Origin of the sequence: Variovorax multivorans (assembly GCF_051216835.1) — a bacterium.
Taxonomy (GTDB): domain Bacteria; phylum Pseudomonadota; class Gammaproteobacteria; order Burkholderiales; family Burkholderiaceae_C; genus Variovorax.
Genome location: NZ_JBPJZL010000004.1, coordinates 151,082 through 162,067 on the forward strand (window position 1 = coordinate 151,082; position 10,986 = coordinate 162,067).

Annotated in this window: 6 protein-coding genes; 4 read left to right on the forward strand and 2 right to left on the reverse strand. The window is 67.3% G+C overall.

The window, feature by feature from the left end; all coding sequences use genetic code 11:
• Positions 1 to 22 precede the first annotated feature (22 nt).
• Both ACSFCA_RS10970 and ACSFCA_RS10975 read right to left on the reverse strand, forming a co-directional pair.
• Entirely contained in the window at positions 23 to 1,249 is a 1,227-nt protein-coding gene (locus tag ACSFCA_RS10970) for an aspartate transaminase (protein WP_435459538.1), read from the reverse strand.
• A gap of 235 nt (positions 1,250 to 1,484) precedes the next feature.
• Entirely contained in the window at positions 1,485 to 2,669 is a 1,185-nt protein-coding gene (locus ACSFCA_RS10975) for an amylo-alpha-1,6-glucosidase (RefSeq protein WP_435459539.1), read from the reverse strand.
• A 202-nt stretch (positions 2,670 to 2,871) separates the two neighbouring features.
• Between ACSFCA_RS10975 and glgB the strand changes: the two genes are divergently transcribed.
• Genes glgB through ACSFCA_RS10995 form a run of 4 tightly spaced genes read left to right on the forward strand, consistent with a single transcriptional unit; the run spans position 2,872 to position 10,982 of the window.
• On the forward strand, positions 2,872 to 4,761 hold the full coding sequence (glgB, locus tag ACSFCA_RS10980; protein ID WP_435459540.1) for a 1,4-alpha-glucan branching protein GlgB: 1,890 nt from the start codon (positions 2,872 to 2,874) through the stop codon (positions 4,759 to 4,761).
• Positions 4,761 to 6,851 (forward strand): alpha-1,4-glucan--maltose-1-phosphate maltosyltransferase, encoded by a 2,091-nt coding sequence (locus tag ACSFCA_RS10985; RefSeq protein ID WP_435459541.1) that lies wholly within the window; start codon positions 4,761 to 4,763, stop codon positions 6,849 to 6,851. The genes glgB and ACSFCA_RS10985 overlap by 1 nt, the downstream gene beginning before the upstream one ends.
• A 12-nt stretch (positions 6,852 to 6,863) precedes the next feature.
• On the forward strand, positions 6,864 to 10,196 hold the full coding sequence (gene treS, locus ACSFCA_RS10990) for a maltose alpha-D-glucosyltransferase (protein WP_435459542.1): 3,333 nt from the start codon (positions 6,864 to 6,866) through the stop codon (positions 10,194 to 10,196).
• A gap of 36 nt (positions 10,197 to 10,232) precedes the next feature.
• A complete protein-coding gene (locus tag ACSFCA_RS10995; RefSeq protein ID WP_258349902.1) occupies positions 10,233 to 10,982 on the forward strand; it encodes a mechanosensitive ion channel family protein in 750 nt (249 codons plus the stop codon).
• Positions 10,983 to 10,986: the final 4 nt, after the last annotated feature.

Below are 10,986 nucleotides of genomic sequence, written 5' to 3' on the forward strand. Positions count from 1 at the left end.
GGCAAGGTCCGCAGCCCGGAGGTCAGGCGAGCTTCGCCACTGCCGAGGCGATGCGCCGGCAGCCTTCCTCGATCTGCTCGACGCTCGTGGCCGTCGACATGCGGAAGTAGGGAGATACCCCATACGCCGTGCCCGCCAGCACCATGACGCCGCCCGCTTCGAGCAGGTAGATCACGACGTCGTTGTCGGTCTCCAGCGTCTTGCCCTCGGGCGTTTGCTTGCCGATCAGGCCGCCGCAGTGGGGGTAGAGGTAGAACGCGCCGCCCGGTGCGCGGGCGCGAATGCCCGGAATGTCGTTGAGCAGGCGGGTCGCGGTGTCGCGGCGCTGCCTGTAGGTGGCAACCCAGTCGGGAAGAAAGGCCGCGTCGCTGTTCAGGGCCGCCACGGCCGCGGCCTGGCTTACCGACGATGCACCGCTGGTCGACTGCGACTGCAGCATGTCCAGCGCCGCGATGATGTCCGCGGGGCCGGCCGCATAGCCGATGCGCCAGCCCGTCATCGCGTAGGTCTTGGACACGCCGTTCACCACCAGCGTGCGGTCGCGCAGGCCGGGCTCGATGGCCAGCAGATGGGGCGGCGCCGCATCGGTGAAACGGATGTGCTCGTAGATGTCGTCGGTCAGCACCATGACCTGGGGGTGGCGCATCAGCACGTCGGCGAGCGCGCGCAGTTGCTCGGCGGTGTAGGTCGTGCCGGTGGGATTGGTGGGCGAGTTGAAAACCAGCCAGCGCGTGTTCGGCGTGATGGCTGCTTCAAGCGCCTCTGGAGTGAGACGGAAATCGTCTTCTTCCCTGCAGGTCACGGTGACCGGCGTGCCGTCGCAGGCCAGCACCATGTCGGGGTACGACACCCAGTACGGCGCCGGCACGATCACCTCGTGCCCTTCTTCGACCGTTACCGACAGCGCGTTGAACAGCGCATGCTTGGCGCCGACCGTGACGATGATCTCGCGCGGGCTGTAGCTCAGGCCGTTCTCGCGCAGGAGCTTGGCTGCGATGGCTTCGCGCAGCGCCAGGGTGCCGGCGACGGGCGTGTAGCGCGTCTCGCCGCGCTCGATGGCCGCGCAGCCAGCTTCGCGGATGTGCGCGGGCGTGTCGAAATCGGGTTCACCGATGGCGAGGTTGATGATGTCCTTGCCGGCCCTGCGCAGCTCGGCGAACCGGTCCGCGGCGGCGCTGCTGGGGGAGGGCTTGATGCGGCGTATGCGCCTGGAAATTCGGGATGGGCGGGACGGGCTGGACGGGCTCACGTGACTTCCTCTTCGGTGTCGATGTCGGAGGCATGACGGTAGGAGCGTCCCGGTGCTGGCGCAAAGACGGACTTGTTCTAGGGGTGACGCATTTCCTTATAGGGGCCGCGCGGCATGGTGTCTCAGCGTTACCACCGCCTTCGGCGACGAGGGCACAGTCCGCTGGCTATTGCGGTCCATTGCGCTGCGTCTGCCTGCGCCGGCAATGTCGGCCCAGGCCGACACGCATGCGGCGTCAATAAGCCGCGCCGCCGCCCAGCAAGGCGCGCCGGGCGAGCAGAAAGGTCGCTGCATTCCAGCTCTGCCCGGCCATGCCCATGGGCGCAAGCGTCCGGCCGTGGAACCACTCGGTGAAGCGCCAGTCGTCGAGCGCGTTGACCTGCGCCAGCCGCACGAGTTCGGACCAGGCCTGTTCATGCAAGCCCAGCCTGGCGAGCGCCATCACCCAGAAGCCACCGACGAAGGGCCAGATGCCGCCGTTGTGGTACTGGTGCACGATGTTCTGCTGATGGCGCCCCATGTACGCCCGCCACAGCGGGTGCTGGCGCGACAGCGGATGCAGCACCACGCGCACGGGGTAGGGCTCTGCGGCATGCGCCTGCGTGATGGTGTCGACGATGCGGTGTGCCATGGCCGAGTCGGCCAGCCCGCTCTGTATGGCCAGCACGTTGCCGAACACGTCCCCCTCGTCGCCGACCACGGCCAGGTTGACGAAGCTGAGGTACAGGCCGGGGTCGCGCCGGCCGCGGCGCGCATAGTGCTGCAGCAGCCGGGCCCGGTGGTATTCGGGCAGGTCGCGCTGGAACGGATTGAACAGGTGGTTGAAGTGGTGCTGCGTTGCCTCGGCATGATCGAGTGCATAGCGGCGCTTGACCTCATACCAGAGCGCATTGCTGTACAGCACGTAGCCCGAGCGCGGCATGATGTCGGCCCAGTCGCTGGCCTCGTTCTGCTGCAGCAGCCGGAAATGCTGGTGCTCCTGCGCCAGCAGCCAGTCGACCGCGCGGCTCACCTCGCGGGCCCAGTGCGACGGGCCGACCTGTCCATGGCGGCGCACGTGGTCCACGGCAATCAGCCACCACAGGGTGGCGTCGATACAGCCCAGGTACCAGAAGTCGGCATCGCGGCCCTCCGGGTCGACGTATTTGGGAATCTGTCCGTTGGCCGCCTGTTGTGCCGCGAGCGCGTCGAGGCTCGCCACTGCACCTTGTTCCAGCGCGGGCACGCCGCTGCCGCACATCGCGATCACACATATCGCGGCGTCGCGTCCGAAGATGCGCGTGTAGCGCCGCGCCTCGGCGGCCTCGGTCCTAAGCGCTGCCAGGATGCCGTGCGGCGTCAGGTTGCGTTCCAGAAGCGCGAGCGAGGCCTGCGAGCAGGTGTCGAGCAATGCGAGCGCGGGGGCATCAAGGTCGGTCATGAACACACATCGTGGCCTGGGGCTGTCTTTTTATCACCCGCCGGCGTGCGCACCGGCGGGCGACTCGGGCAACTCTCCGACACGGCGAGGCGGCGCAGACCGTAACCGCGGCGTGCCGCACGCCTGCAAATTGGCACAGGCCATGCGAGAACCGAAGTCGGTCTTCGAACAACAGTTCCGCAGGCCTTCAACAGGAGCGCCGGTGCAGTCGAACCATTCACTCCAGAGCGAGCGAGACGCTTATCTTTTCCGCGAGGGAACCCACTCCCGCCTGTACGACCTGCTGGGTTGCCACCCGCTGGAAGAGGGCGGCGCCCGGTTCGCGGTGTGGGCGCCGAATGCGGAGTCCGTCTCGGTGGTCGGCGACTGGAATTACTGGTCCGGCGACGCCGACCCGCTGGCACCGAGCCCCGACGGCACGGGCATATGGCAAGGGCAGGTTCCCCATGCCGCGATCGGCCAGGCCTACAAGTACCGCATCCGTTCCCGCCATGGCGGCTACACGGTCGACAAGGCCGACCCTGTCGCCTTCAGCGCGGAGCCGCCGCCCGCCACCGCGTCGCGCATCTGCGAACTTTCTTACGAATGGGGTGACGCCGAGTGGATGGCGACGCGCGGGCCGCGCAATGCGCTGGACGCCCCCATGTCGGTCTACGAGGTGCACCTGGGCTCATGGCGGCGCCGCGATGGCCTGTTTCTCGACTATCGCGAGATGGCGCACCAGCTTGCCGCCTACGTGAACGAGATGGGCTTCACGCACGTGGAGCTCATGCCCGTGACCGATCATCCCTTCTACGGTTCGTGGGGCTACCAGACCACCGGCTACTTCGCGCCCACCGCGCGTTTCGGGTCGCCGCAGGACTTCATGTACCTCGTCGATCACCTGCATCAGCAGGGCATCGGCGTGCTGCTCGACTGGGTGCCTTCGCACTTTCCGACCGACGAGCACGGGCTCGGGTACTTCGACGGCACGCACCTCTACGAACATGCCGATCCGCGCCAGGGCTTTCACCCGGAGTGGAACTCCAGCATCTTCAACTACGGCCGGCCTGAGGTGCGCAGCTTTCTGGTGTCGTCGGGGCTGTTCTGGCTGAACCTGTACCACCTCGACGGGCTGCGCGTGGACGCCGTTGCCTCGATGCTGTACCTCGACTACGCGCGAGAGCACGGCGAGTGGATTCCGAACCGCCACGGCGGCCGCGAGAACCTGGAGGCCATCGACTTCCTCCAGACGCTGAACCGTGCCGTGTACCGCGAGCACCCCGACACCATCACGGTGGCCGAGGAATCGACCGCGTGGCCGCGCGTGTCACGGCCCACCGACATGGACGGCCTGGGCTTCGGCGAGAAATGGAACATGGGCTGGATGCACGACGTACTGGCCTACATGAAGCAGGAGCCGGTCCACCGCAAGTACCACCATCACAAGCTGACCTTCTCGCTGGTGTACGCCTTCCACGAGAACTTCGTGCTGCCGCTCTCGCACGACGAGGTGGTGCACGGCAAGGGCTCGCTGCTCAACAAGATGCCCGGCGACGCCTGGCAGCAGTTCGCCAACCTGCGCGCGCTCTACGGCTTCATGTGGGCGCATCCGGGCAAGAAGCTGCTCTTCATGGGTGGCGAGTTCGGCCAGCGGCGCGAGTGGACGCACGACGGCGAGCTCGAATGGTGGGTCTGCAAACAGGAAGGGCACCGCGGCCTGCAGCGCCTCGTGGCCCAGCTCAATCGCGTCTACCGCGGCGCGCCCGCGCTCCACCAGGTCGACTTTTCGTCCTCGGGGTTCGAGTGGGTCGCGGCCGACGATGCCGACACCAGCGTGTTCGCCTTCCTGCGCAAGGCGAGTGACGGCAGCCCGCCCTTGCTGGCGGTGAGCAACATGACCCCTGTGCCGCGCACCAACTACCTGCTCGGCGTGCCGCTGGGCGGCCACTGGCGCGAGCTGATCAACACCGACGCGACGGAGTTCGGCGGAGCGGGCTGGGGCAATTTCGGGGGCGTCGAAGCGGCGCCCGTGCGTTCCCACGGCCGCAGGCAATCGGTGTGCATCACCTTGCCGCCGCTGTCCACGCTGATCCTGGAGCACCGTCCCTGATGAAGAACATTTTCTCGACCAAGCCCGCCCCCGCAGCGGGCGGGACCGACATCGGCGTCGATGACGGCGCGGTCCGCGCGGTCATCGATGCCGTGTTGCCGTGCGTGGACAACGGCCGCTTCCCGGTGAAGTGCGTGGCCGGCGAGCGGGTGCGGGTTCGCGCCCATTGCTTCACCGATGGGCACGACGTGCTGCGCGTGCAGCTGTGCTGGCGCGCGCAAGATCAAGCCCAGGCCCAGGCCCAGGCTCAGGCTCAGGCTCAGGCCGCATTCCGCGAAGTGCCGATGAAGCCGCTCGGCAACGACGTGTGGGAGGCTGCGTTTTCACCGCCGTCGATCGGGCGCTACGTCTACACCGCCGTCGCCTGGGTGGACCCGTTCGAGTCGTGGCGCAGCGAGATGACGCGGCGCGTCGACCCCGATGACGTGCGCATTGCCGCGCAGGTCGGCGCGCTGGAAATCGCTGCCGCCGCTGCGCGCGCCGAGGGCGCCGATCGCACCGCGTTGAACCGCTGGGCCACCGAGCTCGATGCCGTGGCGGCCAGCCCCGCGTACGACGTCGTCTCGCTGAAGGCGCTCGCGCTCGACGACGAGTACGCCGAGCTGGCGCGTCGCCATCCAGACCGCCGGCATCAGGTGCGCCACCCGGTCGAGCTGCCGCTGGTGGCCGACCGCGAGCGCGCGCGCTTCAGCACCTGGTACGAGTTGTTCCCGCGCTCGACCGGCCCCGCGCCCGGCGTGCACGGCACCTTCAGGGACGTGGAGGCGCGCTTGCCGGCCATCGCCGCGATGGGCTTCGACGTGCTGTACTTTCCGCCGATCCACCCCGTCGGCCGCGAGCAGCGCAAGGGCCCCAACAACGCGCTCGAAGCCGGCCCCGGCGACGTGGGAAGCCCGTGGGCCATCGGTGCGGCCGAAGGCGGGCACAAGTCGATCCTTCCGGAGCTTGGCACCGAAGAAGACTTCAGGCACCTGCTCGCACGCGCCGCGGAGCACGGCCTGGAGATCGCGCTGGACATCGCCTTCCAGTGCGCGCCCGACCACCCCTATGTGAAGGCGCACCCCGACTGGTTCCGCTGGCGCCCCGATGGCAGCGTGCAGTACGCCGAGAACCCGCCCAAGAAATACCAGGACATCTATCCCTTCAACTTCGAGTGCGAAGACTGGCGAGGCCTGTGGGCCGAACTCAAGAGCGTGTTCGACCACTGGATCGGCGAGGGCGTGCGCATCTTCCGCGTGGACAACCCGCACACCAAGGCCTTCCCGTTCTGGGAGTGGGCCATCGGCGAGGTGAAGCGCGTGCACCCCGACGTGATCTTCCTGGCCGAAGCCTTCACGCGGCCGAAGGTGATGCACCGGCTCGCGAAGCTGGGCTTCTCGCAGTCGTACACCTACTTCACCTGGCGCAACACGAAGGAGGAGTTGCAGGAGTACTTCACCGAGCTCTCGAGCGGCCCCGGCATCGACTACTTCCGCCCCAACGCGTGGCCCAACACGCCCGACATCCTTCACGAGCAGCTGCAGGCCGGTGAGCCCGCCGTGTTCATGTCGCGGCTGGTGCTGGCCGCCACGCTCGCGGCCAACTACGGCATGTACGGGCCGGCCTACGAACTGCTCGAGCACCTGCCGCGCGGACCCGGCAGCGAGGAATACCTCGACTCCGAGAAGTACCAGTTGCGCCACTGGAACCATGACGACCCCGCCAGTCTCGCGCCCTTCATCGCGCGGGTGAATCGCATCCGCCGCGAGAACCCGGCGCTGCATTGGGACAGGGGCCTGCGCTTCCTGCACATCGACAACGACCAGTTGCTGGCCTATGCCAAGGAATCGCCAGATGGCGACAACGTCATCGTCACCGTGGTCAACCTCGATCCGCACAACATGCAGTCGGGCTGGCTCGGACTGGAACCTGGCAGCGTGGGCGTGCCGGCCGGTCGCAGCTTCCAGATGCACGACCTGCTCAGCGGCCAGCGCTTCACCTGGCAGGGCGACTGGCACTACGTGCGGCTCGATCCCCACAGCGTGCCCGCGCACATCTTCGTGGTCCGTCGCCGCCACGGCGACGAGCGCGACTTCGATTACTTCCTGTGAGGTCGCCTGCCCATGAATGCACCCGTCTCCCACATCGCACTAGAGACTGTCGAGATCGACACCAGCGACGATCCGCTGTGGTACCGCGACGCGGTGATCTACCAGCTCAACGTCAAGGCCTTCTTCGATTCCAACAACGACGGCATGGGCGACTTCAAGGGCGTCACCGCCAAGCTCGACTACGTGAAGGAGCTGGGCGTCAACACCATCTGGCTGATGCCGTTTTATCCCTCGCCGCTGCGCGACGACGGATACGACATTTCCGGCTACGAAGACGTGCACCCGCAGTACGGCACGCTCGACGACTTCCGCGAGATGCTGGCCGAGGCGCACAAGCGGGGCCTGCGCGTGATTACCGAACTGGTCATCAACCACACGTCGAACGAGCATCCGTGGTTCAAGGCCGCGCGGCTTGCGCCGCCTGGTTCGCCCGAGCGCGACTTCTATGTGTGGAGCGACACCGACCAGCTCTACCAGGGCACGCGGATCATCTTCACCGACACCGAGACCTCGAACTGGACCTGGGACCCGGTGGCCAAGCAGTACTTCTGGCACCGCTTCTTCAGCCACCAGCCCGACCTGAATTTCGACAACCCGAAGCTGATGGAGGCGATCCTGAAGACCATGCGCTTCTGGCTCGACATGGGCGTGGACGGTTTCCGGCTCGACGCCATTCCCTACCTGGTTGAGCGCGACGGCACCAGCAACGAAAACCTGCCCGAGACCCACGCGGTGATCAAGCAGCTGCGCGCGGCCATCGACGCGGAATACAAGAACCGCTTCCTGCTGGCCGAAGCCAACATGTGGCCGGAGGACGTGCGCGAGTATTTCGGCGATGGCGACGAGTGCCACATGGCGTATCACTTCCCGTTGATGCCGCGCATGTACATGGCCATAGCGCAGGAAGACCGGCACCCAATCGTCGAGATCATGGCGCAGACGCCCGACATCCCCGAGGGCTGCCAGTGGGCCATCTTCCTGCGCAACCACGACGAGCTCACGCTCGAGATGGTCACCAGCAAGGAGCGCGACTACATGTACACCATGTACGCGGCCGACATGCGCGCGCGCATCAACCTGGGCATTCGCCGGCGCCTGGCCCCGCTGATGGAAAACGACCTCGACCGCGTGAAGCTCATGAACGGCATGCTGCTGTCGATGCCGGGCTCGCCCATCATCTACTACGGCGACGAGATCGGCATGGGAGACAACGTGTTCGTGGGCGACCGCAACGGCGTGCGCACGCCCATGCAGTGGAGCCCCGACCGCAACGCCGGCTTTTCGCGCGCCGACCCGCAGCGCCTGTACCTGCAGCCGATCATGGACCCGATGTTCGGCTACGAGGCGCTCAACGTCGAGACGCAGGCGCGCGACAGCAGCTCGCTGCTGAACTGGACCAAGCGCATGCTCGCCGTGCGCAAGACCAGCCACGCATTCGGGCGCGGCAGGCGCCGCTTCCTGAAGCCGGGCAACCGAAAGATCCTGGCCTACCTGAGCGAGTACGACGGCGACGTGATCCTCGCGGTGTTCAACCTCTCGCGCGCCGCGCAGCCGGTGGAGCTCGACCTGTCGGAGTTCAAGGGCTTCGTGCCGATCGAGATGCTGGGCCGCGCGCCGTTTCCGCCCATCGGCGAGCTGCCGTACCTGCTCACGCTGGCCTCGTACGGCTTCTACTGGTTCAAGCTCACGGCAGAGGCTGACGCGCCGAGCTGGCACGAGCAGGGCGTGGCGCTGCAGGAGTGGCCCACGCTGGTGCTCTTCGACGGCTGGACCAGCTTCTTCCGCGACCGCGTGATGCCGTGGCGCATCGGCATGTCAGAGCGCATGCGCAGCCAGTTCGAGCTGGAGACGCTGCCGCGCCACATCGAGATCCAGCGCTGGTACGCCTCCAAGGGCACAGCCATCCAACGCGCACGGCTGTTCGACCACGCCGTGTGGGACGTGAATGGCCTGAGCTGGATGCTGTCGCTGCTCGACCTCGAAGGCCCGGCCGGGGGCGCCACCTACTTCATGCCGCTTGCGCTGGCCTGGGAAGAGCGAGACGAGGAGCGCATGGCCGGCGTGGCGCAGGCCGCGCTCGCCAAGGTGCGGCAGCAGGCGCAGGTGGGCCTGATGGGCGATGCCTTCTACGACGAGGCCTTCTGTCGCGCGCTGGTGCACGCCATCGCAAGCGGCACCGAGTTGCCGACGCTGAACGGCAAGCTGGTCTTCAGACCGACGGCCGCCTTCGCGGAGATCGCCGCCGACATCGACATAGACGCGCTGCCCGTCGGCCGCCCGAGCGGCGTGAGCAGCAACACCGTGGTCACGCTGGACGAGACCCTGTTCCTCAAGGGCTACCGCCACGTGCGCGAAGGCATCAACCCCGAGCTGGAGATGGGCCGCTTCCTGACCGAGGTGGCGCGCTACCCGCACTGCGTGCCGGTGCTCGGTGCGCTCGAGTACATGACCAACGACGGGCGCACGATGACGCTCGCGATGGTGCAGAGCTACATGGCCAACCAGGGCGACGGCTGGGACTACACGCTCGGCTACCTCGAACGCTTCCTGCGCGATGTGGCCACCACCGACGGTGACATGCCCGACGTGGCCGCGGTGCACGGCGGTTTCCTCGCGCTCATGGCCACGCTGGGGCGGCGCACTGCCGAGCTGCACCGCGCGCTCGCCATGCGCACCGGCTCGGCCGCCTTCGACCCCGAGCCGCTGGCCGCAGCCGACTTCGCCAGCTTCAAGACGCACGCGGCGAACGACGCCACGACCACGCTCGCGCTGCTGCGCGAACGGCTCGACCTGCTGCCGTCCACCGCGCAGGCCGATGCGCGCAACCTGCTGGAAGCGGCCGATGCGCTGCACGCCGGCATCCAGGCGCGCCACCCGGTGGAAGGCGGCGGTATCAAGAGCCGCTACCACGGCGACTACCACCTGGGCCAGGTGCTGGTGAAGGACAACGACTTCGTCATCATCGACTTCGAGGGCGAGCCCGCCCGCAGCTTCGAGGAGCGCCGCACCAAGAGTTCGCCCCTGCGCGACGTGGCGAGCATGCTGCGTTCGTTCAACTACGCCCGCTGGTCGGCGCTGCGCCGCGTGGCACAGAGCACCGACGAAGCCGAGCGGCTGGCCGCGCCGGCCATCGCCTGGGAGCAGGCGACGCGCGATGCCTTCCTGGCCGGCTACGGCGCCACGCTGGCGCCGCCCGACGGCGCACCGCTCGATGCCGAACTGCTCGCGCTGTTCGAGCTCGACAAGGCCCTCTACGAGCTGCGCTACGAGCTCGGCAACCGCATCGAGTGGGCGCAGGTTCCGCTGCACGGCGTGCTCGCGCTGATCCAGTCGTCCCGCGCCTGAAGCCACTGACGCCACCCCTTCACCGGAAGACACACCATGGAAAATTTCGGCATTCACCTGGAGCCGCTGCGCGCCATCCTCTACCAGGTCGGCGCCTTCATTCCGCGCCTGCTGATCGGGCTGGTGGTGGTATTCGTCGGCTGGCTGGTCGCCAAGGCTGCCCGCTTCGCGGTGACGAAGGCGCTGCGCGCCATCAACTTCAACGTGCTCACCGAACGCGCGGGGCTCGACAACTTCCTGCGCCAGGGCGGACTGGCGGGGGACACCAGCAGCCTGTTCGGCATCCTGACGTACTGGCTGGTGATCCTGGCTTCGCTGCTCATTGCCTTCAACGGCATGGGGCTGAGCTACATCGCCGATCTGCTGGGCCGCATCGTCTGGTTCGTGCCGAACGTGTTCGTGGCGTTGCTGGTGCTGGCCTTCGGCTCCTACTTCGCGCGCTTCGTGGGCGAAGCGGTGGGCAGCTATTTCCGCGGCGTGAAGATGCAGGACGCGGTGCTCTTCGGCAAGGTTGCGCAGTACGCGGTGATGGCCTTCGTGATTCTCATCGCGCTCGACCAGATCAAGGTGGGTGGCGACATCGTGCGCGAGAGCTTCCTCGTGATTCTGGCGGGCGTGGTTTTTGCGTTGGCCCTGGCATTCGGGCTGGCCGGCAAGGATTGGGCAAAGGCCCAGATCGAACGCTGGTGGCCGCGGCAGATCAAGGACACCAAGGCGCCGCCGAGCGTGACCACTGTCGGCAGCAGCAATCCCACGCGTTTCGACAACGACCGTCCACCCCGCTGAACCC

Bases quoted from the DNA above. Each gene is read 5' to 3' on its own strand.
- ACSFCA_RS10975 (WP_435459539.1), bottom strand. From the start codon at position 2,669: ATGACCGACCTTGATGCCCCCGCGCTCGCATTGCTCGACACCTGCTCG.
- ACSFCA_RS10985 (WP_435459541.1), top strand. From the start codon at position 4,761: ATGAAGAACATTTTCTCGACCAAGCCCGCCCCCGCAGCGGGCGGGACC.
- treS (WP_435459542.1), top strand. From the start codon at position 6,864: ATGAATGCACCCGTCTCCCACATCGCACTAGAGACTGTCGAGATCGAC.
- ACSFCA_RS10995 (WP_258349902.1), top strand. From the start codon at position 10,233: ATGGAAAATTTCGGCATTCACCTGGAGCCGCTGCGCGCCATCCTCTAC.